Annotated in this window: 22 protein-coding genes and 1 pseudogene; 8 read left to right on the top strand and 15 right to left on the bottom strand. The window is 67.4% G+C overall.

The features are described 5' to 3' along the window. Positions 1–46: 46 nt before the first annotated feature. Positions 47–454 (top strand): DUF4383 domain-containing protein, encoded by a 408-nt coding sequence (locus WEA80_05400; GenBank protein MEX1186006.1) that lies wholly within the window; start codon positions 47–49, stop codon positions 452–454. 89 nt (positions 455–543) lie between these two features. On the opposite strand, the gene WEA80_05395 is transcribed toward WEA80_05400, so the two are convergent. From WEA80_05395 to WEA80_05350, 10 genes are all read right to left on the bottom strand, one after another. After that, positions 544–2,397: an acyl-CoA dehydrogenase family protein gene (locus WEA80_05395; protein MEX1186005.1), complete on the bottom strand. Its 1,854-nt coding sequence runs from the start codon at positions 2,395–2,397 to the stop codon at positions 544–546. Positions 2,398–2,535: 138 nt separating this feature from the next. Next, positions 2,536–3,246: an SURF1 family protein gene (locus WEA80_05390; GenBank protein MEX1186004.1), complete on the bottom strand. Its 711-nt coding sequence runs from the start codon at positions 3,244–3,246 to the stop codon at positions 2,536–2,538. Then, positions 3,243–4,052 (bottom strand): DUF72 domain-containing protein, encoded by an 810-nt coding sequence (locus tag WEA80_05385; GenBank protein MEX1186003.1) that lies wholly within the window; start codon positions 4,050–4,052, stop codon positions 3,243–3,245. The genes WEA80_05390 and WEA80_05385 overlap by 4 nt, the downstream gene beginning before the upstream one ends. 35 nt (positions 4,053–4,087) lie before the next feature. After that, positions 4,088–4,822, bottom strand: coding sequence for a metal-dependent transcriptional regulator (locus WEA80_05380; protein ID MEX1186002.1), 735 nt, complete (start codon positions 4,820–4,822; stop codon positions 4,088–4,090). Further along, positions 4,819–5,265: a universal stress protein gene (locus WEA80_05375; GenBank protein ID MEX1186001.1), complete on the bottom strand. Its 447-nt coding sequence runs from the start codon at positions 5,263–5,265 to the stop codon at positions 4,819–4,821. The genes WEA80_05380 and WEA80_05375 overlap by 4 nt, the downstream gene beginning before the upstream one ends. Further along, positions 5,265–6,641: an Nramp family divalent metal transporter gene (locus WEA80_05370; protein MEX1186000.1), complete on the bottom strand. Its 1,377-nt coding sequence runs from the start codon at positions 6,639–6,641 to the stop codon at positions 5,265–5,267. The genes WEA80_05375 and WEA80_05370 overlap by 1 nt, the downstream gene beginning before the upstream one ends. A gap of 119 nt (positions 6,642–6,760) precedes the next feature. Further along, positions 6,761–7,369 carry a CoA pyrophosphatase gene (locus tag WEA80_05365; protein ID MEX1185999.1) on the bottom strand — a complete coding sequence of 203 codons (609 nt, stop codon included), beginning with the start codon at positions 7,367–7,369 and terminating at the stop codon, positions 6,761–6,763. Between the two features lies 1 nt (position 7,370). Then, a complete protein-coding gene (locus WEA80_05360; protein MEX1185998.1) occupies positions 7,371–8,186 on the bottom strand; it encodes an alpha/beta fold hydrolase in 816 nt (271 codons plus the stop codon). Further along, on the bottom strand, positions 8,183–8,545 hold the full coding sequence (locus WEA80_05355; protein MEX1185997.1) for a rhodanese-like domain-containing protein: 363 nt from the start codon (positions 8,543–8,545) through the stop codon (positions 8,183–8,185). Before WEA80_05355 ends, WEA80_05360 begins: the two co-directional genes overlap by 4 nt. Then, a complete protein-coding gene (locus WEA80_05350) occupies positions 8,542–9,471 on the bottom strand; it encodes an LD-carboxypeptidase (GenBank protein MEX1185996.1) in 930 nt (309 codons plus the stop codon). Before WEA80_05350 ends, WEA80_05355 begins: the two co-directional genes overlap by 4 nt. Positions 9,472–9,585: 114 nt before the next feature. Between WEA80_05350 and WEA80_05345 the strand changes: the two genes are divergently transcribed. The 4 genes and pseudogenes from WEA80_05345 to WEA80_05330 all read left to right on the top strand — a co-directional run bounded on the left by WEA80_05345 (position 9,586) and on the right by WEA80_05330 (position 15,695). Beyond that, entirely contained in the window at positions 9,586–9,867 is a 282-nt protein-coding gene (locus WEA80_05345) for a hypothetical protein (protein MEX1185995.1), read from the top strand. Positions 9,868–9,931: 64 nt separating this feature from the next. Then, entirely contained in the window at positions 9,932–11,074 is a 1,143-nt protein-coding gene (locus WEA80_05340; protein ID MEX1185994.1) for a glycosyltransferase, read from the top strand. Between the two features lie 62 nt (positions 11,075–11,136). After that, the gene (locus WEA80_05335; GenBank protein ID MEX1185993.1) at positions 11,137–14,322 is read left to right on the top strand and encodes a DNA methyltransferase; all 3,186 of its coding nucleotides are present in this window, start codon (positions 11,137–11,139) and stop codon (positions 14,320–14,322) included. Positions 14,323–14,579: 257 nt separating this feature from the next. Continuing rightward, positions 14,580–15,695 (top strand): annotated as a pseudogene (locus tag WEA80_05330) (helicase-related protein). An 853-nt stretch (positions 15,696–16,548) separates the two neighbouring features. On the opposite strand, the gene WEA80_05325 reads toward WEA80_05330, so the two are convergent. The 3 genes from WEA80_05325 to WEA80_05315 are packed head-to-tail and all read right to left on the bottom strand — an operon-like array spanning position 16,549 to position 19,361. Then, positions 16,549–17,943, bottom strand: coding sequence for an NAD(P)(+) transhydrogenase (Re/Si-specific) subunit beta (locus tag WEA80_05325; protein MEX1185992.1), 1,395 nt, complete (start codon positions 17,941–17,943; stop codon positions 16,549–16,551). Positions 17,944–17,946: 3 nt separating this feature from the next. Then, entirely contained in the window at positions 17,947–18,225 is a 279-nt protein-coding gene (locus tag WEA80_05320) for an NAD(P) transhydrogenase subunit alpha (GenBank protein MEX1185991.1), read from the bottom strand. Next, positions 18,225–19,361, bottom strand: a complete 1,137-nt coding sequence (locus WEA80_05315) for a Re/Si-specific NAD(P)(+) transhydrogenase subunit alpha (protein ID MEX1185990.1) — start codon at positions 19,359–19,361, stop codon at positions 18,225–18,227. The genes WEA80_05320 and WEA80_05315 overlap by 1 nt, the downstream gene beginning before the upstream one ends. 174 nt (positions 19,362–19,535) lie before the next feature. On the opposite strand from WEA80_05315, the gene WEA80_05310 reads away from it, so the two are divergent. Beyond that, positions 19,536–19,742, top strand: coding sequence for a type II toxin-antitoxin system VapB family antitoxin (locus WEA80_05310; protein MEX1185989.1), 207 nt, complete (start codon positions 19,536–19,538; stop codon positions 19,740–19,742). Beyond that, on the top strand, positions 19,739–20,146 hold the full coding sequence (locus WEA80_05305) for a PIN domain-containing protein (GenBank protein MEX1185988.1): 408 nt from the start codon (positions 19,739–19,741) through the stop codon (positions 20,144–20,146). The genes WEA80_05310 and WEA80_05305 overlap by 4 nt, the downstream gene beginning before the upstream one ends. A 45-nt stretch (positions 20,147–20,191) precedes the next feature. Here the strand turns inward: WEA80_05305 and WEA80_05300 are convergent, their stop codons facing one another. Together WEA80_05300 and WEA80_05295 are read right to left on the bottom strand one after the other, a co-directional pair. Further along, positions 20,192–21,319: a sensor histidine kinase gene (locus WEA80_05300; protein ID MEX1185987.1), complete on the bottom strand. Its 1,128-nt coding sequence runs from the start codon at positions 21,317–21,319 to the stop codon at positions 20,192–20,194. Positions 21,320–21,369: 50 nt separating this feature from the next. Continuing rightward, a complete protein-coding gene (locus WEA80_05295; GenBank protein MEX1185986.1) occupies positions 21,370–21,690 on the bottom strand; it encodes a transcriptional regulator in 321 nt (106 codons plus the stop codon). Positions 21,691–21,924: 234 nt separating this feature from the next. Between WEA80_05295 and WEA80_05290 the strand changes: the two genes are divergently transcribed. After that, positions 21,925–22,497 (top strand): NADPH-dependent FMN reductase, encoded by a 573-nt coding sequence (locus WEA80_05290; protein ID MEX1185985.1) that lies wholly within the window; start codon positions 21,925–21,927, stop codon positions 22,495–22,497. Positions 22,498–22,574: the final 77 nt, after the last annotated feature.

The following is a 22,574-nucleotide window of genomic DNA, read 5'->3' as shown; positions in this document are numbered from 1 at the left end:
CCAAGTTCGCCTCTTTCCCTGCAAGCAAACCGACAGGAGACAGCAGATGACGACGGTCCAACGGGTTGCACAGATCTTCGGAGTGGTGTTCATCCTCGTGGCACTCGCCGGCTTCTATACCGGCGGGATGAACATGGATGCGGATCCCGCGACGGCGCCGGCGATATTCGGGATGTTCCCGGTCAACCTGCTCCACAACCTCGTCCACCTGCTGTTCGGTATCTGGGGTCTCGCCGCGTCGCGCTCGTACACCGGCGCCAAGCAGTACGCGCAGATCGCCGGCGTGATCTATCTCGTGCTCGCGGTCCTCGGCTACCTCGCGCCCAGCGGGTTCGGCCTCGTTCCGCTCGGCGGCAACGACATATGGCTGCACCTCGTGCTCGGCGCGATCCTGGCCGGTGTCGGATTCACGGCGAAGCCGGCGACAGTCGCCCCTACGGGGTCGACCATCTAGAACGAATCACCGCTCGCAGAAACGGCGCCCTCACGGGCGCCGTTTTTTTGCGAGCGGGTCCGAGTGGGTTGCAATGGAATCCCCTTCAGCTACCTCGGAGCTTCTTGTCTGGCGGAGACCATCCCCTTCTCCAGCCATGCATGCTCTCCCTTCAACACCTGCATGGCAAGCCGGTACAGTGCCGCATCGTGCTTCCCGTACAGCTCGTCGAACTTGGCCTCGATCCGTCCCCGCGCCTCGCGGCAGAACATGTCCGCCAGCTCGATCCCGCGCGCATTCCCGTTCTCCTTCAGCATGTGCGCCCGGACGCACGCCGCCGACATCGCGTACAGCTCCGCCCCTATGTCCACCGCGCGAAACAACACCATCTGCCGCTTCTCGAGCTTGGGTCCGAGCCGCACCATCACGTGAAACAGCGCGCGTCCCAGCCGCCGCGTGGTGCGCTCGACGTACCGCACGTGCCGCGCGAGCCTGCCGAACTCCGAGTAGCTCTTCACCTGCTTCGCCGGGGACCAGCGCATCGGATACCAGGTGACGTAGAACGGCATCGCGCGCGCCAGCGCGCGCAGCTTCTGCCTCGTGCCGAGCTTGGGATTCACGATGTCGAACGCGAGCGCGAAGTGGTGGTCCACCGCCTCGCGCGCGATGAACAGCCGCATGATCTCCGACGATCCCTCGAAGATCAGGTTGATCCGGAAGTCGCGCATCGCGCGCTCGACCGGAATCCCGGGCTCGCCGCGGCTCATCAGCGACGCCGCCGTCTCGTACCCGCGGCCGCCGCGGATCTGCAGCGTGTCGTCCACGATCCGCCAGCCGGCTTCGGTGTTGTACAGCTTCGCGATCGCGGCCTCGAGGCGGATGTCGTAATTCCCGCGCTCGTACAGCATCGTCGACAGCTCCGCCACGGCCTCCATCGCGAACGTCGTGGCCGTCATGCGCGCGATCTTCTGCGCCACCGCCTCGTGCTTGCCGATCGCCTGCCCCCACTGCACGCGCTCGTTCGCCCACGTCCGCGCGACGTTGATCATCTGCTTCCCCGCGCCGGCCGCGCCCGCGGGCAGCGTCAGCCGCCCGGTGTTCAGCGTGACCAGCGCGAGCTTGAGCCCCCGTCCCTCCTCGCCGAGTATGTTCTCGCGCGGTACCCGCACGTTCTCGAAGCGCATCAGGCCGTTCTCGATCGCCTTGAGCCCCATGAAGTGCAGCCGCTGCGCGACCGATACGCCGGGCATCGAGGTCTCCACTATGAACGCGGTGATCTGCTTCCGCGGCTTTCCGTGCACGACGACGTCGGGAGTGCGCGCCATCACCACCAGCAGCTCCGCGCGCGTCCCGTTGGTGCACCAAAGCTTCTCGCCGTTGAGGATGAAGTGGCTCCCGTCCTCCGACGGCGTCGCGGTCGTCGTCATGTTGGCCGGATCGGATCCCGCGTCTACCTCGGTCAGGGCGAACGCCGAGATCGCGCCGCGCGCGAGCCGGGGGAAATATTTCCGCTTCTGCGCGTCCGTTCCGAACAGCTTGAGCGGTTGCGGCAAGCCGATCGACTGACTCGCGGAGAGCAGCGCGACGAGCGAGCCGTCCTTCGACGTCACCAGCTGCATCGCGCGCGTGTACGTGAGCTGCGACAGGCCGAGCCCGCCGTATTCCGTCGGGATCTTGATCCCGAACGCGCCCATGTCGCGCAGCTCCTGCACCATCGGCTCGGGGATGTTGCCCGTTCGGTCTATCTCGTCGGAATCAACCCGCTCCATGAAGGCCTTGAGCCTCGCGAGAAAGGGCGCCGCGCGCGCCGTTTCAGCGGGATCGTCGGCCGGGTGTGGATGGATGAGGTCGAGCCGGAACCGGCCGAGAAACATCTCGCGCACGAAGCTCGGGTGCGCCCATTCGGTTTCGCGGGCTTCTTCGGCGACGTCGCGGGCGTCTTGTTCGGAGGCTGTTGTCTGCATGCTGATAGGTGACTAGTGACTAGTGACTAGTGACTGGTGACTAGTGACTAGTAAAGGGCAGAATAGTGCTGCGTGGTAGTTACTACACTGACCGGAGTTTTTCTATCAGGGTTGTTTCTAGTCACTAGTCACTAGTCACTAGTCACCGCCTTGCCGCCGCCTCCGCAGCACCAGAATCGCAGTCCCGCAGATGGCTATGAGCGCGAACACGAACCACTGCATCGCATAGCTCCGGTGACTACCCTCATCCAACGCCGGTGGAGGCGCCCGCGGTGGGGTGCGCTCCGGGTCTGCGCCGGGAGAAGTCAGCACGACGTAGTAGGGCGCCACCGGATAAGGCAGAATCGAGTCGATCGTCGGCAGATGAGGGCGCCGAACCGCATCGAGCCGTCCCGTGGTTCGCGCACCCGCTCTGCTTCCCGTCTCGAGCAAGCGCACGTAGCCCACGGCGTCGACGGGATCGTCCTCGCGCCACGGCCTCGTGTCCGCGGCGACGCCGTCCGGGGCGTAGATCCAGCCGCGGTTGACGAGGATCGCCGTGTCGCTCCCCGCGACCCGCAGCGGCGTCAGCAGGTTCACGCCCGGCGATCCCTGCCGCGACCGCAGCGTCAGTACCAGCTCGCGCTCGAAGTCGTACTCGCCGGTCACGAAGACGCGGCGATGTCTCGCCTGCTCGAGGTCGCGCGGTACGTTCCGCAACTGCACCGGCTGCTGCCCGAGCCGCAGCTCGATCGGCGCGTTGTACGCCTGCCGCTCGCGCAGCCGCGACAGCTGCCAGAACCCGAGCCGCACGAACAGCGCCACGACCAGCAGCGCGACTCCGATGAAGACCTTCTCGCGCGTCGTCAAAACAACAGCAGCTGCTCGCCGATCGTCTCCGGCGCCACCGGGGTCTGCCCCACGGCCCGCTGAATCTCGCGCGCGCTCGCGGGGCCGTGGCCGGCGAAGTGGTTGTTGACGTACGCGTACACCATCGTGACGCTGGCGGCGAGCGAGATCAGCGCGTTGCGCCAGAGCTCGATCTCGCGCGTCCGGTCGGCCTGCACGCGCGAGTAGTCCACGATGTCGCGGTTCGGCCCCATGAACCGGATGTAGGCGAAATCGGCGGTCGGCTTCTGCGCGAGCGCGAGCATCGTCTTCCGCGGAATCCACCGTCCCTCGACCAGCGCGAGCGCGACGTTGTGCTCGCGCAGCAGCGCGTAGATCCCGTCGTTCATCCAGCCGCGGTGGCGAAACTCGATCGCGACCTGGAGGTCGCGGGGCAGCCGCTGGAGGAACGCGACGAGCGCCGGAAGCTCCGGCGGCGCCAGGTCGGGCCCCAACTGAACGAGCGTGGGACCGAGCTTCGAGCCGAGCGCCCGCGCGCGCTCGAAGAACAGCTCGGTGGCCCCGGTGGTGTCGCGCAGCCGCTGCTCGTGCGTGATCTCCTGCGGCAGCTTCAACGCGAACGCGAACCCCGGCGGCGTGCGCTCGGCCCAGCTCTGAAACGTCGTCAGCGCCGGAATCGCGTAGAAGGTCGAGTCGACTTCCACGGTGTCGAAGGCGCGCGCGTACACGGAGAGATAATCCGACGGGCGTGTCCCCGTGGGATAGAAGGGGCCCTCCCACGCCTCGTAGTTCCAGCCCTGGGTGCCCACGCGGACGTTTCCGAGCATGACAACAAGATACAGCTAGCAGCTGGCTGCAGTTCTCAGTGTGACGGTGCCTGTGTGTCGCCGATCATGTCCACCATCACCTGCGCCGCCAGCGGCGCGCCGATCGACAGCCGCTCGTCTCCGACCGACAGCGTGATCGGGCCGTCGAACGGCTCGCACGCGAGCACCGCCACAGTCACCCCCGGCATGATCCCCAGTGAGGCCAGGTAGCGCAGCACCTCGGGGTCGTCGTCGCTCACGCGCACGACGGCCACGCGGTGACCCGGACCCAGATCCGCGAGCGAGCAGTACTGCGTCTCGTCCACCTTCCCCTCGCGCGTCGGGATCGGCGCGCCGTGCGGATCCACCGCCGGCTCGCCGATCGCGGCGGCCATCTTGTCGATCAGCTCCTCCGACGCGGCGTGCTCGAGCCGCTCGGCCTCCTCGTGCACGTTGTCCCAGCGGTAGCCGAGCGTCTCCACCAGATACGACTCGATGATGCGGTGCCGCCGTAGCGTGCGCAGCGCCGCGCGCCTCCCGGCCTTCGTGAGCGTCACGCCCCGGTACCGCTCGTACGCGAGCAGGCCGTGGTCGGCGAGCCGGCGGATCATCCCCGTCACCGACGCCGGCGCGAACGACAGCCGCTGGGCGATGTCGTTCGTGGACGCCGCGCCGCCGGCCAGCTCCAGCTCGTAGATCGCCTTGAGATAGTCCTCGGCGGGGCCCGTGATGACCGAGTCCTTGTCCTTCATCGCTTCGCGCTTGGTGGAATCGGCCGGGCTCCTGCTCATTGCGCCGCGCTCGCTTCGCGCGGCATCCCGCGCACGAGCAGCACCGGCACCATCGAGCTGTGCCGCACCGCGTTCGCCACGCTCCCGCGCAGCAGGTCGTTGAGGAGCTTGTGCCCGTGCGTGGTCATCGCGATCAGGTCGCACTGCTCGCGGTCCGCGGCCGCGGTGATCTCCGCGCCGGGGTCGCCGCTCGCCAGCACCGCTTCCGCGGCGATCCCCTGCTCCTGCAGCGAGGCCGCCAGCCGCTCGATGTACGCCAGATCTTCCTTCATCTCTTCCGACTCACGGAGATCGAGCTGACGGATATTTCGTGCCACCCAGCCGTCGGCCACGTGGATGATCACGACGCTGGAGCCGCACAGCTTCGCGAGCCGCGTGATGTGCGCGAGGATCGTCGCGTCGTACTGCGAGTTTTCGACGGGCACGAGAATGCGCTGGTACATCAGATCCCTCCGGCCCTGAAGATCTGCACGAGCAGCCACCCGTTCAGCGTCGCGATGATGACCGCGACGACGTAAGCCCCGACTTTCAGCCAGCCCGGATTGGCGAACCCGCCCATCTTGACCTTGTCCGACGTGAACCGCACCAGCGGAAAGACCGCGAAGGAAAGCTGCATGCTCAGGATCACCTGGCTGAGCACCAACAGCTTCGCCGTCCCGCTCTCCCCGTACAGTATGGCGACGATGGCGGCGGGGATGATAGCTATTCCCCGCGTGATCAGCCGCCGGAGCCACGGGCGCAGGCGGATGTTCAGGAAGCCTTCCATCACGATCTGCCCCGCGAGCGTGCCGGTGAGCGTCGAGATCTGGCCCGACGCGAGCAGGGCGAGCGCGAACACCGTGCTGGCGCCGGCGCCGAGCAGCGGTGTCAGCAGCTTGTAGGCGTCCTGTATCTCCGCGACGTTCTGGTTCGGCGTGCCGTGGAAGGTCGCGGCCGCGACGATCAGTATCGCCGCGTTGATGAACAGCGCGAACGACAGCGCGATCGTCGAATCGATGAACGCGAACTTCACCGCTTCCTTTTTTCCGGTGGCCGTCTGCTCGTACTTTCTGGTCTGCACGATGGACGAGTGCAGATAGAGGTTGTGCGGCATCACCGTCGCGCCGAGTATGCCCATGGCGATGTACAGCATCGCTGGATTGTGCAGCAGCTCCGGCGGTGGCGCGAACCCGAACACGATCCCCGCAACCGGCGGCTTGGACATCCAGATCAGCGCCGCGAAGCACACGCCGACGGTGCCGAGCAGCACGATCACCAGCGCCTCGAGCAGCCGGAATCCCTTGTTCTGGAGGTACAGCACCAGCAGGACGTCGAGCGCCGTGATGGCGATGCCCCACGTCAGCGGGATTCCGAACAGCAGGTTGAGCGCGATCGCCGTACCGATGACTTCGGCCAGGTCGCACGCCGCGATCGCCAGCTCGCAGATGATCCAGAGCATGAAGGAGACGGGCCGCGAGTAGTGATCGCGGCAGGCCTGGGCGAGGTCGCGGCCCGTCACGATGCCGAGCTTGGAGGCGAGCCCCTGGAGCAGGACCGCCATGATGTTCGCCAGCAGAATGACGCTGAGCAGCGCGTACCCGAACTGCGCACCGCCCGCGAGATCGGTCGCCCAGTTGCCCGGGTCCATGTAGCCGACCGCGACCAGGTATCCCGGGCCGGCGAACGCCAGCATCTTCCGCCACCAGCTCGCGCCGGTGATCGGTATCGTCCGGTACACCTCCGCCAGCGACGGCGCCAGCCGCGCGTGCCTCCATCCGGGCTCAACCGGCGGATTCACGTGCATCTCGATGTCGTGCGGTGGCTTTACCGGCCCGGCCAAATGACTCTCGTGTGGAAGGCGTCCGAGAAGTTAGGCGTGCCTAAACTCTCTCGTAAGCGGCTCTTTCTGGCCATCTGGCGGTCTGGCCTCTGACTTCTCATTGCTTGGATTCCCTTTCCCTAACCAGGAGCTGACAAGCGGCTAAGTAGCTGCCCCACAATACGTTCCGTCATCCCCCAGACGGTGTGATCCCCGTGCTGGAACGCCCGCACCCGCATCGCCATCCCCTGCGCGGTAACCTCCGTCTCACCCCACCCCGACTCAACCCGCAGCGCATCCAACGGCACCCAGAACGCCTCCGCGACTTCGCCGCTCGCCTGAATCGCGGCCTCAGCGGAGACCGCGGTCACGAAAGGACGGACAACTATCCTCGGCAGCAATATCGTATTCGGCCGGACGTCGTCGAGCGCGCCGAGGATCGCCCCGCTCGCCGCGAGGTCGATCCCCGTCTCCTCCCACGTCTCGCGGATCGCCGTGCGATCCAGCGATTCATCGCCCGGCTCGTGCCGCCCGCCCGGAAACGCCACCTGCCCGCTCCACGGATCCTCGGCGTACTCCGCGCGCCGGATGAACAGCAGCTCGAGCCCGCGCATCTCCACCGCCCGCAACACCAGCGCGACGGCCGCCGAGCGCGCGTCCGGATCGGGCGCGCCCACCCCGGGTCGGGCCGCGAGTGACTGCGCGATCCTGACGACCTCGGGGTCGGCCAGCGTCCGGTCCAGGCTCATTTCAACCGGGCAGAGTCGCCGGGTAGAAGTCGGCGGTCCCGGCCATCGCCATGCGCAGCTCCTCGGGAATCGTCACGAGCGGGTGGGCGGCGCCCAGCCCGTGGTTCGCGCCTTCGATAACGCGCACTTCCGCGCGCGCGTTGGCCCGACCCAGCCTGTGCGCGTCGCTCACCGGAACCACGTCGTCAGCGGAGCCGTGCACGATCAGCCACCGCGCGCGCACCCGCGCGGCGGCGCGCTCCACGTTCAGCCTCGCGCGGGATTCGCGCTCGCACTCCTCCCACGCGGACTTGTCGATCCGCAGCACCTGGCCCGTGCGGCTGTTCACGACCTCGGTGTAGCCGCGCTCGCGCCAGTCGCGCAGCTGCTCTTCCGACCACCGCTCGATCGTCGCGATCGACGCCCACGTCACGAGCGAAGCCACGCGGTCCGAGTCGGCCGCGAAGAAGATCGCGGTCGCGCCGCCGCGCGAATGTCCGAACAGGCCGAACTCGCGCGCGATCCATCCATGCTCCGTCGCGTGGTCGACCACCGCGCCGAGGTCCTCCAGCTCGCGCGCGTACGTGTTCCCCGCGAAAGCCTCGATCTCGGTGAAGTTCTCGCGGTCCTTCCCGACGCCGCTGCCGGAGAAGTCGAACGCGATGGCGTTGAGCCCGCGCTCGTTCACCGCCTCGGCGAGCGTCGGCCACGGGCCCCACCGCGCGAACCCCTTGAATCCGTGACAAAGCACGACGCCGGTCTTCGCTCCCTCGGCGGCGTACAGGTCGCCCCGCACCGTGCGGCCGCCGGGAGCCGCGATCTCGAGCTCCTGCCTCAAGATTCCACCTCCCTCCCTTCCATCGCCCACTGCAGAAAGCCGCCGGACATGGACGCGACGTTCTCGTACCCCATCTGCTGCATCGTGTCGGCCGCCAATGCCGAGCGATTCCCCCGCGCGCAGTAGACAATCACGCGCGCGTCGCGCGGGGCGGCGTCCTCGACCTTCGACTCCAGATGGCCGCGCGGCAGAAACACCGCGCCCGGAATCCTGCCGAGGTTCCACTCGTTGGGCTCGCGCACGTCGAGATAGACCGCCGGCTCGCCGCGCTCCCGCAGCGCGGCCACTTCGGCCGGCGTGACCTCCCTGATCCGGCCGCGCGCCTCCTCGATCAGATCCGCTCCCGTCTTGTAGCTCATGATCGCTCTCCGGTGATTGGCAAGACGTTGAGAGTGCGCGCGTCCGCGTCGAGCCGCGCGCGCGCGCCGACCGGCAGCGTCCACTGGTCGTCTATGTGGCCGATCGGCGCGCCGGCGATGCACGGCACATCCACCAGCTCGGCCATCTCCGTGAGTATCTCGTCCAGCTCGCGAGTGCCGCTCGCCGAGCTCGCGGGGCAGTCCGTGCACTCGCCGAACACGATTCCGCGGCAGCTCTCCAGTGCGCCGCTCAGATATATCTGCCGGAGCATGCGGTCCACGCGGTATGTGCGCTCGCCGACGTCTTCCAGAAACAGAATGGAATCCTCGAGGTCGGGCGCGAACCGCGTCCCGATCATGGCGGCGACGAGCGCGAGGTTGCCGCCGACGAGCCGTCCCACGCAGCTGCCGCCGCGCAGCACGCGCGCGTTGGGCGCCGCGCCGCACGGATCGGTTCCGCCGCTCACCGCCGCGAGCAGCGACGCGCGGCTGAAGTCGGTCAGCCGCACTCGCGCGGTCGGACCGTGAAAGCACACGATCCGGGATCTTCCGCTCACCGCCGACAGCAGCGAGGTGAGATCGGAGAAGCCGATGATCGCTTTCGGCCGCTGCGAGAGCGCGTCGAAGTCCACGTCGGGCAGGAGCCGCATCGCGCCGTAGCCGCCCCGCAGGCACCAGATCGCGTCGATGTCGTCGTCGCGGATCGCGTCGTTGAGATCGCGCAGCCGCTCGTCGTCCGTCCCCGCGAAATACCGGTGCTTGTTCAGTACGTGCGCGCCGGTGCGCGGCTCCCAGCCGAGCGAGCGGGCGTTGGCCTCGCCGCGCTCGACGTCTTCCGGGCCGGTCAGCGTGCCCGCGGGCGCCACGAGCGCGACGCGCGCGCCGCGCTTTATCGGAGGAACGGGCCGGATCGGGGCGAGTGGCATGAATTGTTATTTCCGGGAAGGACGATGCATTCGGTGCTCCGGATGCGGAATGGCATATCGCTTGCCTTTTTACAGCGCAGGAACGTGGTAATGACTTTAGCAGGAGGAAGAGAAATGGCGAACTCCAACTGGAACAAAAAGGATTCGGCCCGCACGTCGTCCAGCCGCGAGAAGAGCGGCGGTAAGCGCGGCTCGCCGAGCGGAAGCGAGAACCAGGGCGATGCGTTCGAGACCGACAATACGCGCCAGGGCGGGATGAGCGGATCGAGCGGCACCACCGGCCCGACCGGGCTGGGCGGCGAGACGTCGGAAGATGCGACTTCGCCCCCCGGCGGAGTGGAAGGCACGTCGACACGCGACGGACGCGAGGATCCCGACAGAGGGAGCCGGCGGTAACCTGGCGCGGGTTCGGCGGATCTAGCGGGGCGTCGCCACTGCGACGCCCCGCTAGTTTTTTCCAGTGACCTCAATTCGGATCGCACTGCTCGCGGCTTTGCCGTGGGTGCTGCTGCCCATCGGGATGGTGCTGCGGATGCGGCGCTCGCGCACGCTCGACGAGTTTACGGCCGAGCCGCCGCGCGACGCGCCGCTGGTCTCGGTGATCGTCCCGGCGCGGAACGAGGCGCGCAACATCGGGCGCTGCGTGCGCTCGATCCTCTCCACTGATTATCCCAACGTCGAGCTGATAGTCGTGGACGATCAGTCCACCGACGGCACCGGCGCGATCGCGGCCGGGCTCGGGGCCACTGTGATCGAAACTCCGCCGCTCCCGGCCGACTGGTTCGGCAAGCAGTGGGCGTGCTGGACCGGCAAGTCGCGCGCGCGCGGGCAAATCCTCTGCTTCACCGACGCCGACACCGAGCACGCGCCCGATCTCATCCCGCGCACGATCAACGCGATGCGCGCGCTCGAGGCCGACCTGTTCACCGTCTCCGGCAGGCAGGAGATGGTGACGCTGTGGGAGAAGCTGGTGCAGGCGCAGGTATTCGGGATGCTCAACGCCTGGTACGGCGGCACCGAGGAGATCAACCGCTCGAAGCACGCGTGGCGCAAGATCGCCAACGGCCAGTACCTGGTGATCCCGCGCGCGGTGTACGGCGAGACGGGCGGGCACGAAGCCGTGAAGCACACCGTGGCCGAGGACCTGCTGCTGGCGCAGCGGTTCCATCGCCTCGGCAGGAAAGTCGTGTTCATCGAGGGGCGCGAGCAGCTCTCGACCCGCATGTACTCGTCGCTGCGCGAGATGATCGCCGGCTGGGGGAAGAACGTGTACGCCGGAGGAATGCACGCCATGCCGCCGCGTGTTCCGCGCTGGATCTTCCCGCTCGGACTTGTCTTTCCTCCGCTGTTCAACCTGCTGCCGCCGGTCACGCTCGGGCTCGCGGCGCTCGGGTTCGCGTCTTACCCGGTTCTCGTCTGGGCGGCTGTCGCCACGGCAGCGACCGTGTTGCTGTGGATGAAATTCTATAGGGACGCGGGGGAATCGGTGTTTCTTGCCCTGTTGTATCCGCTTGGCGCCGCGATGGCGCTGTTCATCTACGTACGCGCGATAGCGCGCGGGCGCAATGTGAGCTGGAAGGAAAGGGACTACGTAGCCAGCTAGATCGGACAATGCGGGTAACAAAACGATGACTGGGGCTGAGCGCGTGTTGCCGATAGTGCACCGTGCTCTCGCTCAGCCGCGCCCGCGCCCTGCTCTCCGCGGCATCGTCGCTCGACCAGCTCGCGTCCATCGCCCGCGAGCTGGGCTTCCCGGGACCCGCCCGCCGTCTGGACAGAGCCACACGCGAGGCCATCGGGATTCCTTCCGCTGTCGCCGAGGTTCGGATCAGCCGCGGGCCAGGCTCCACGCGCGCGCTGATTCTCGACGTGACACAATCCGTCCCGCTGAAGGACGCGCTCACGCGAACCGCGTCGCGCCTCTCCTCGCACGCGCCGCAGCTGCTCTGGCTGCTGCTCGCGATCGACGCGGACCGAGCGCACGTCGCCGTTGCCGCGTTTTCGCACGAGCGACATCCGCCCCGCACCCGCGCGCTGCTCTGCGAGCGCGCGAACGTGCTGGACAGCGACGCCGAGACCCTCTGCGCGCTCTCGTCGGCACGCGCGCAGATCGACGTGCTGATGCACTGCCGGTGGACGGAGGTACTGGGCCGCGAGGCTCTCACGCGCCGCTTCTATCTCACACTGGAGCGGGTTGTCGAATCGCTCGCGCAGTCAACGACTAGCTCGCTGGGATCGGCGGATTCCCGCGAGCTTTCGCTGCTGTACGTGTCGCGGCTCCTGTTCCTCTCCTTTCTCGAGACGCAGGGCTGGCTCAACGGCAATCACGGCTTTCTCGCCAACGGCTTTGCCGATTGCATGGCTGACGGTGGCCGATATCACCGCCGCGTCCTGCTGCCGCTCTTCTTCGGAACGCTCAACACTCCGCCGCGCGCCAGAAGCGCCCGCGCGCGCGGGTTCGGCGACGTTCCCTTTCTCAACGGCGGACTGTTCTCCCGGAGCGCCCTCGAGCGCCGAGCGCGGGCGGTCGAATTCCCCGACGAAGCGATCGGCGTTCTCTACGGCGAGCTGCTCTGCCGCCATCGCTTCACCCCGCGCGAGGATTCGAGCGAATGGTCCGAGGCGGCCGTCGATCCCGAGATGCTCGGCAAGGCTTTCGAGTCGTTGATGGCGCCTCCGGAACGCAAGTCTTCCGGCGCGTTCTACACCCCGCAAGCGCTCGTCGAGCGGGTGATGCGCGAAGCTCTGGCGCATGCGCTCGCGGACAAAGCCGTGTCCAGCGAGGAGATCGAATCGTTGCTGGCGAGACGCGAGGTCCCGTGCGCCGCCCGCGCCACCCTGCTGGAACGATTGCGCTGCTTTCGCCTGCTCGACCCGGCGTGCGGCTCGGGAGCGTTTCTCGTCTACGCCCTCGGAGAGCTGAGCTGGCTCGCCGCCGCGTGCGGAGATGGACGAACCGCGGGCGACGTCACCCGCTCGACTCTGACGACTTCCATCTTCGGCGTGGATTCCAACCCGATGGCGGTCTGGCTGTGCGAGTTGCGCCTCTGGCTCGCCATGGTGATGGAGCAGCGGGACGAGGGGATTCGCTCGATCACGCCGCTGCCCAACCTCGACCGGCAGATCCGTGTCGGCGACACGCTCACGGGCGGCACGTTCGGCGCGGCAGACCGCGTCCCGTCCCGCGCGGTCTCACGTCTGCGGCTTCGCTACACGCGGTCCCGCGGCCCCCGCAGAAAGACGCTTGCGCGACTGCTGGATCGGACCGAGCGAGCGCTGGCGATCGCCGCGCTTGCCGGCGAGATGAAAGCGCTGGAGAGCGCGCGGCGCGAGCTGCTGCTGTCCGCGCGCGCGCGCGACCTTTTCGGCGGCCGTCAACCGCCCGGCGCGGACACCCGCCGGGCGCTCCTGGACATTCGTTGCGCACTGCGCGAGCTGAGACAACGGAACCGGAATCTGCTCGCCGGCGCCGCGTTGCCCTTTTCGTTCGCGGCTCACTTTTCCGAGGTCGCCGACGCCGGCGGCTTCGATCTCGTCGCCGGTAACCCGCCGTGGATCCGCCTGCACCGCATTCCCGCGCCAATGCGCGCCCGCCTGCGCGAGGAGTTCCGCGTGTTCAGGGGATCGGCCTGGACGGCCGGCGCCGAAGCCGCGCGCGCGGGCGCCGGCTTCGGCTCGCAGGTCGACATGGCGGCTCTCTTCGTCGAGCGATCACTGACTCTGCTCCGTCCGGGCGGAATCGCGGCGCTTCTGCTCCCCGCCAAGCTCTGGTCCTCGCTCGCCGGCGGCGGCGTCCGCGCACTGCTGCGAAACGAGACCGCGATCCTCACGCTGGAAGACCTGAGCGGCGCGCCCGTCGCATTCGACGCGGCGGTCTATCCGTCGCTGCTCGTAGCGCGCACGTCCACTCCCGAGAGCGGAAGTCTCACCCGCTGCGCCGTGCACCGGCGCGCCACGAAGTTCGCGTGGCACGCGCAGACCGCGCGAATTCCGCTCGACGGCACGACGGGCAGCCCGTGGATCCTCACTCCGCCCGACGTTCGAGGCGCGTTCGACAGGCTGCGTGCCGCCGGCGTTCCGCTCGCGGAGACTCGTCTGGCGCGTCCGCTGCTCGGCGTGAAGTCGGGCTGCAACGAAGCCTTCGTAGTCACGACGGATGGCGGGCACGACCGCGCAACCACGCTGATCCGAAGCGGTGACCGTACGGGTGCGATGGAAACAGCTCTCCTGCGCCCCGCGATCAAGGGCGAGCACATCGCGCCCTGGCGCTGCGCGCGCCCCGGCACCCAGCTGATCTGGACACACGGCTGCGACGGCCGTGCGCTGCGCTCTCTCCCGCAACACGCGAGACAGTGGCTGGATCATTACCGCGCGCGGCTCGAGGCACGCACCGACGGTCGCTCCAGCGAGCGCTGGTGGTCGCTGTTCCGCACGGACGGCGCCGCCTGCGATCTGCCGCGCGTCGTCTGGGCCGATGTCGGAAAGCGCCCGCGCGCCGCCGTGCTCGCGCAAGGCGACGAAGCAGTCCCGCTGAATACGTGTTACGTGGTCAGATGCAGGGACGAGCGTGAAGCGCTCACCTTCGCCGCAATTCTGAACAGCGACCTGGCCGCGGCCTGGCTCAACCTGGTCGCCGAGCCCGCGCGCGGCGGATACCACCGCTACCTCGGCTGGACCATGGCGCTGCTGCCGCTTCCCAGGGACTGGAGCGCGGCGTGCGCGACGCTCCCCGCCGTCGCCCGGTCCATGATGGACGGCGGCGGTGATTCCCGCGAGCTGCTCGAGGTCGTGCTCGGAGCGTACTGCGTCCGCTTCGCCGACGTCGAGCCGCTGCTAGCGTGGACGGGTTAGCGCCCGCGCATCCCGACGTCGTTCGCCGGATCATCGCCGGCGAATGGCTGCGCGCGGACGACGTTTCCCCTGTCCTGGGAGCTGTGACGCTGCGCGGCCATCAGGTGGACGCCACGCGGCGCCTTCGCGCGATCATCGAGAGACACGGCGGAGCGTTGCTGTGCGACGAAGTCGGGCTCGGCAAGACTTACGTGGCGCTGGCCGTCGCTCGTTTGCATGCGCGCCCGCTCGTCGTGGCTCCGGCTTCGCTCCGGCCGATGTGGCTCGACTCAGCGCGCAGAGCCGGCGTCGCGATCCGGTTCGTTTCAATGGAATCGTTGAGTCGCTCGGTTCCAGCCGGGCGGGAAAACGATCTGGTCATCGTGGACGAGGCGCACCATTTCCGAACGCCTTCCAGCGCGCGCTACCGATCGCTCACCAAGCTCGCCGCGCGCTCGCGTGTCCTCCTGGTCTCCGCCACTCCGCTCCACAACAAAGCCGCGGACATGGGAGCGCTCTTCGCGCTCTTCCTCGGCTCGGCGGCGCGGGGTCTGCCGGATGGGGAGATCGCGCGCTTCATCGTGCGCCGCGGCCAGCACGAAGCGGTGGGCTCGTTTCCACGCGTGCGCCAGCCCGTGCGTCTCGAGCTCCCGCGCAATGCGCGACTGCTCCGAAGGCTGCTGGCGCTTCCCCCTCCGATTCCCCCCAAGGATGGCGGCATCGCGGCCGCCATGGTCACGCACACGCTCGTTCGCCTCTGGGCGTCGAGCGACGCGGCACTTCTGGAGGGGTTGCGCCGGCGGCTGGCGAAAGCGATCGGGCTCCGGCAGGCGTTGGAGGCGGGCCGTTATCCGACCCGCAGCGAGCTCGCGGCATGGACGTACGCCGAAGGATCCGTGCAGCTGAGCTTCGCCGGGCTGCTTGCCTCCGAGAATCCGCCGCAGTCGGCCGGGTTGCTCGAGGCGGTCCTGAAGCACGAGCACGCGCTGAGCGAGCTGCTCGCGAAGTTGCCGCGCGATTCGGCCGCCGACTTCGCCCGCATCGAGCACCTTCGCGCGCTGCGTCGCCAGCACGGGGACGCGAAGATCGTCGCCTTCTCGCAGTTCTCCACGACGGTCGGGATGTACTACCACGCTCTTACAAGCTCGGGCGGGACAGCGATGCTGACTTCTCGCGGCGCCCGCATCGCCAGCGGGGCGATCACCCGGCGCGAGGCGCTGGAGCGGTTCGCGCCGGGCGCGCTCAACGCACCGCCGCCGGGACCGACGCAGGAGATCTCCCTGCTGATCGCGACCGACCTGCTGAGTGAGGGCGTCAACCTCCAGGATGCGTCCGTCGTAGTTCACCTCGATCTGCCGTGGACTGCCGCGACCCTCGAGCAGCGGGTCGGTCGCGTCGCGCGTTTGAGCTCGCGATGCAGCGAGGTATTCGTGTATTCGATCGCCCCGCCGGCGGCGAGCGAGCAACTTCTCGGGGCCGAGTCGATCATCCGCCGGAAGGCGATGCTCGCCGACACGCACGTCGGCGCGTCTCGCATTCCTCCGCTGTTCCCTCGCGCGGGTCGAGTGTCGCGGAGCGAGGTCGAGGATGCGGAGGCGATTCGACGCACGTTGGCGGAATGGACAAGGCGCGGGTCACTCCGGGACGAAGGCCGACCCGTGTGGGCGGCTGTCACGGCGGAGCTCGACGCGCTGCTCGCGCTGCTGACGGTGCGCGGGAAGACGACGCTGCTTGCGGGCGATGCCACGGCGGTGTCGACCAGCTGTCGCGTGATCCGCGAGGTCGTCGACGCGGCGAACGGCGATTCCGCGTCCGTCCCATCCAGCGACGTCGCGGCCGTGCTCGCCCGCCCGCGCCGGTGGCTCCGTGGCGAACTTGCGTCACAAGATGCCGGGGGCGCGCTCGTCGCGCGTACGGTTCTTTCCCGCCGCATCGCGGCGCGGCTCGCGCGGCAGCTCTCGCTCTGCCCCCGGCACGAGCGGACAGGATTATCCGTGCGCGTCGCGGCCTTGCACGAGCGTCTTCAACGGCCGCTCACGCTGGGAATCGAAAGCGAGATCGAGACGATGCTGGAGTCGGGCGAGGCAGGTGACTGGGCCGCCGCTTTGGAGGGAATCATCGGCACGGCGGAGCAGGAACAGCTAGACGAGGAAAAAAGCCGTGTGCGCGCGGTGCTAATCCTTAGAAGCAGTTCCGCCCCGAGCGGGAAGACAGGGAATCCAACGGCAACTACTCGGGGCTCGTTTTCTACCCTTCCTTCACTGCGGCAACCAACGCCTGAATCGCCGCCTTGCCATCCCCGAAATACATCAGCGTGTTATCGGCGGCGAACAGCGGATTCGGGATCCCGGCAAACCCGGGACTCAGGCTACGCTTCATCACGATCACGCTCCCCGCCTTGCCGACCTCGAGAATCGGCATCCCCGCGATCGGGCTCGACGGATCCGTAATCGCCAGCGGATTCACCACGTCGTTCGCGCCGATCACCAGCACTACGTCCACCTGGCCGAACTGCGGGTTGATCTCGTCCATCTCCTTCAGCTTGTCGTACGGCACGTCGGCTTCCGCCAGCAGGACGTTCATGTGCCCGGGCATCCGGCCCGCCACAGGATGAATCCCGAACTCCACCGTCGTCCCCTTCGACTCCAGCAGCGTCGCCAGCTCGCGCACCGCGTGCTGCGCCTGCGATACCGCCAGCCCGTAACCCGGCACGATCACCACCCGCCGCGCGGTCTCGAGCAGCATCGCGATCTCTTCCGGTGAAGTCGACTTGATCTTGCCCGCGTACGTCTCGTCCGCGCTCGCGCCCGTGCTCTCGCCCGAGCCGAGCTTGCCGAGCAGCACGTTCGGCAGCGACCGGTTCATCGCCTTGCACATGATCTGGCTCAGGATGATCCCCGACGCCCCCACCAGCGAGCCGGTGATGATCAGCGCGTTGTTGTTCAGCACGAACCCGGCGGCCGCGGCCGCGAGACCCGAGTAGGAGTTGAGCAGCGCCACCGCGACCGGCATGTCCGCCCCGCCGATCGGGATCGTCAGCAGCACGCCCAGCACCGACGCGACCAGCACCAGCGCCCAGAACGTCATGTCCGACGTCGGATCCAGCACGATCCACACCGCCAGCGCCAGCGCGACGATCGCGAGCAGCGCGTTCAGCGGCTGCTGCATCGGGAAATGGATCGGCTTTCCGGGGAGCAGGAACTCCTGGAGCTTGTCGAACGCCACCAAGCTCCCCCAGAACGTCACCGCGCCGATGATCCCCGACACCGCCGTCGCGATCAGCAGCTGCAGGTTGGGATTCACCGCGTCGTGCAGCGCCGCGCCGGCGATCAACACCGACGCGCCGCCGCCGAAGCCGTTCAGCAACGCCACCATCTGCGGCATCGCCGTCATCTTGATCTTGAGCGCGAACACCGCGCCGATGATCGCGCCGAGCGCGACGCCGGCCGCGATCAGCATCAGCCCGCGCGTCCCCGACTCGATCACGTTCCGGTCGAGCAGCGTCGCCACGATCGCCAGCAGCATGCCAACCGCCGCCTTCCGGTTCCCCGCGACCGCCGTCTTCGGGTGCGACAGCCCCATCAGGCCGAGGATGAACAGCACCGCGGCCGCGAGATAGAGGATGTTGATCAGCGAGAACATCCCCTACTCCTTCTTCCTGAACATGCCGAGCATCCGGTTCGTCACCAGGAACCCGCCCACCACGTTGATCGTCGCGAACACCACCGCGATGAAGCCGAAGATCGTGCTCAGCGGGCTCGGCGTCGCGATCGAGATCATCGCGCCGACGATCGTGATCCCCGAGATCGCGTTCGACCCCGACATCAGCGGAGTGTGCAGCAGCGGCGGCACGCGCTTGATCACGAACACGCCGACGAATACCGCGAGCACGAAGATCGTGAGGGCGCTGATGAACGTTTCCATTATCCGTTCCCCGAATCGGCGAGCAGCTTCTTCACCCGCTCGTGCACGACTTGCCCGCCCTGCGTCACCAGCGTCTCGCGCGTGATCTCGTCCTCTCGGTCCACGTTCAACGCGCCGTCCTTGAGCAGGTGCAACAGGAAGGTGGACACGTTCTTGGCGTACATCTGGCTGGCGTGGTACGGCACCGTCGCGGGGAGATTCGTCGGACCGAGCACGGTCACGCCGTTCAGCTCCACGACCTCGTCCGCCTTCGTCACCTCGCAGTTCCCGCCGCGCTCGGCGGCCAGATCCACGATCACGGAGCCGGGCGCCATGTGGGTCACCATCTCCCGCGTGATCAGCACCGGCGACTTCTGCCCCGGGATCGCCGCGGTCGTGATCACTACGTCCGTGCCGGCCACGACCTTGCCGAGCACCTCGCGCTGCCTTCTATAGAACGACTCGTCCTGCGCGGCGGCGTACCCGCCGCTTCCCTCGGCGGCGGTCGTGTCCAGCGGCAGCTCCACGAACTTGGCGCCGACGCTCTGCACCTGCTCCTTCACCGCGGCGCGCACGTCGTACGCTTCGATCACCGCGCCGAGTCGCTTGGCCGTCGCGATCGCCTGCAGCCCCGCGACGCCCGCGCCCAGCACGAACACGCGCGCGGGGGTGATCGTGCCCGCGGCGGTCATGAGCATCGGGAACATGCGCGGGAGATGCGTCGCGGCGAGCAGCACCGCCTTGTACCCGGCGACCGTGGCTTGCGACGACAGCGCGTCCATGCTCTGCGCGCGGGTGATGCGCGGCATCAGCTCGATGGAGAACGCGGTAGCGCCAGTACCCGCGAGCTTGCGCATCGTCTGCGGCGCGCCGAGCGGGTCGAGAAACGCGATGACTGCCTGGCCGGAGCGAAGCCCCGCGAGATCTTCTCCCGCGCGAACCTGCGCGATGACGTCGGAGTCGGAGAAAAGCTGCGCGCGCGGGACTATCTGCGCGCCCTTGTCGGTGTACGCCGCGTCGGTGAATCCGGCCGCGGTGCCCGCGCCGCTCTCGACCAGCACCTCGGCTCCCTTCGCTTTCAGTGAAGCGATGACTCCGGGCACGAGCGCGACACGCCGCTCGCCGCGAAATGTCTCTTTCGGAACGCCGATCTTCATGCGGGACTGCCGGAGCGCGGAATCATCGCCCGACAATTTAACTACCCGCGCGATTTCGATGCGGCGACTGTCGGGTCATCCCTTACTCTCCGCGGCATGCGCGCGAAATCCCGAAAACGGATACGGAGAGGGTCCAGCGTTGCGCGCGCGGCGCGAATGTGTAGCTTTCTACACATGGCTACCAATTTGGCGTTAGACGACCGCCTGGTGAATAAGGCATTGCGACTCGGAGGCCACCGCACAAAAAAGGCGACAGTCACCGAGGCACTCAAGGAGTACATCCAGCGACGGCAGCAGCTCGGGATTCTGGAGTTGTTCGGGACGATCGACTTTCATCCAGATTTCGACCGCGAATACAAGCGGGCCCGCCACCGGCGGTGAGAGCCCTCGTCGATACGTCCGCCTGGTCGCTGGCCTTGCGGCGGACACGCAAAGTCGAGCACCCGGCCGGGACGGCGCTCGCGGCCCTCATCGAGAAGGGCGATGCGCTGCTACTCGGGCTCGTCCGCCAGGAGCTGCTCTCGGGGATGCCCGATGCGCGCAGCTTCGATGTGCTCAGGGAGTACCTCCGAGCGTTTCCGGACGTCATGGTTCAGGCCGACGACCACGAAGAGGCGGCGCTGTTCTACAACCGATGCCGCAGCCGGGGAATACAGGGATCTGCGGTTGATTTTCTGATCTGCGCCGTAGCGGCCCGCCGCGATCTTCCCATTCTCACGGTGGATCGCGATTTCCCGCGTTATTCCAGCCTTCTGCCGATCCGGCTTTACCCGCTTCCGGCCTGAAGGCTCAGGTCAAGGCGGGGGGGCGCCCTCAAGCGACGCGCGGGCCTACCCGTGCCGCGGCAGGTGCACCGTGAACCTCGTCCCGTCCTCCTCTGAGGACTCGACCACGATTTGGCCCTTGTGCGCGTGCACGATCCGCTCGGCGATGTACAAGCCGAGGCCGAGGTTGCCCGTGGGACTATTCCCACCGACGGCGCCCGACTCCGACTTCTTCATCGGGTTGAACAGACCCTTGAGCTGCTCCGGCGGGATCGCCGCGCCGCGGTTGTGAATCTCGACGGTGACTTCGTCGCTGTCGCCGTGCACTGCCACGGTCACGCCCGTGTCGGCCGCGCCGTGCTCCAGAGCGTTTCCGATCAGGTTCGTGAGCACCTGCGTGATCCGCTCGCAATCCCACTCCCCATCCAGCGAGCCGCGGGCGTCCACGTCTATGCTCCGCGACGGATAAATGGCGCAGAGCTCCGCGACCACGTCGTGCACGGCTTTGCCCATGTTCATGCTGCCGCGGTCGATGGGAATCCCGCCTCCCAGCCGGCTCCGCGTGAAATCGAGCAGCGCTCCCACCATCTGGTTCATGCGGATAGCGCTGCGCGAGATCCTCTTCGCCAGCTCCAGGTGCGGCTCGACCAGCTCGCCCGTCTCCAGCATGAACTCCGACGACATCAGCACCGCGCCGAGCGGCGTGCGCAGATCGTGACCGAGGATGGCGAGGAACATCTCCTTGGAGTTGTCCAGGTCCTGCGTGTACCGCATGATCGACTCTGCGAGCGCCTGGTCGATCGCTTCGTTGAAGCGCGTCAGGTCCTCGAGGTCGTCCGGCGTCGCCTTGCCCTGCGACTTCGCCCACAGCCGGATCACGCTCGCGCGCAGCGCACGGTACTCGGACACCATCTGGTCGGTGGTGAAGCCGCTCTCCGCGCGGTCCGCCCCGTGCCTCGTCGCCGCGGTTCTCGTCACCTCCTCGGGCGCGTTGCCCTTGGACTTCTCGGCCTGCGCCCGATCGCCCTGCGGCGTGGCGAGGTCCTTGGCGATCACCGTCAGCATCTCGCTCGCGTGGTCGCGCAGCGCCGCGATGTCCATCGAGCCGCTAGCCGGCGCGCAGGTGCGCGCGAATGCCTCCCATTCCGCCATTATCGGCTCGCGATTCGCGATGATGAATTGGGAGAGACGCATGTTCCAAATCGTAGGGAAGATGCGTGCCGCCGCGAGGGTGTGCCCCCGGCTTAGGCGCCCTCCCCGGAAAGCAGCTCGGTAAGCGCGTGGAGGTGCACCGCCAGCGCGCTCATCCCTTTCGGCGAAAGCGAATACCAGCTCGTCGGCTTCCGACCCACGAACTCCTTCCTGACCTTGGCATAGCCCGCGTTCTCGAGCTTGCGCAGGTGCGCTCCGAGCGAGCCGTCTGTTTCGGCGGTCAGCTCCTTGAGCCGGGAGAAGGACAGCCGGTCGTAGCGCGACAGCAGCACGCAGACCGCCAGCCGCACGCGGTGGTCGAGGACCGAGTCGAGCGCCGCGAGGCGCTCGGGAAACCCGGATGCGATTCTCAATTTTACGGCAATCTCCTGTAAGCGGCTTATTTAGAGTACTCTGTATAGTAGAGTACGACCCCGCATACGTCAATTCTGTATGAAGTTACGCTCCTCAATCCTCACTTAACCCGTAATCGTCGATGGCTGTCAGTCCTGAGACCGCAAGGGTCCTCCATCTGCAATCCGCGGTCAAGGTCGCCCAACTGGACAACCCTAGAGAGGGCTGGCACCATCCCTGCCTCCTGATCACCCATGACGACCTTCTCAGTGGGGTACCTGATCGGCAGCCTCTCGAAGAAGTCCATCAACCGGAGGCTCGCCCACGCGCTCATCCGGCTCGCGCCGAAGGAGCTGGCTTTCACCGAGATCCCCATCGCCGATCTCCCGCTGTACAACTACGACCTCGACAACGACTTCCCGCCCGCGGCGACCGCGTTCAAGGAGCAGATCGCCAAGGTGGACGCGGTCCTCTTCGTCACCCCGGAATACAACCGCTCCATCCCGGGCGCGCTCAAGAACGCCATCGACTGGGCCAGCCGCCCGTACGGCCAGAACTCGTTCGCCAGGAAGCCCTCCGCCGTCATCGGCGCCTCCCCCGGAAAGATCGGAACCGCCGTCGCCCAGCAACACCTCCGGAGCATACTCGGCTACAGCAACTCACCGCAGATGAATTCTCCCGAAGCATACATCCAGTTCGAAAAGGGGATGATCACGGATGACGGAGAGGTCACGAAGGAAGACACCGCGAAGTTTCTGCGCGATTACATGACCGAGTTCCACGGCTTCATTACCCGCGTCTACACGGTGCTCCCGAGACCGGAATAGGGCTTTCCCCTATCTGTAGAAATCCGGACATTGCCCGCCTGAACACCCGTCGCCAGACTACAGTGCCCCCCGAACTT

The sequence above is a fragment of the Gemmatimonadaceae bacterium genome, from assembly GCA_040882285.1.
Classification (GTDB): Bacteria; Gemmatimonadota; Gemmatimonadetes; order Gemmatimonadales; family Gemmatimonadaceae; genus JACDCY01.
This window is presented reverse-complemented; position numbering and strand designations above follow the sequence as displayed.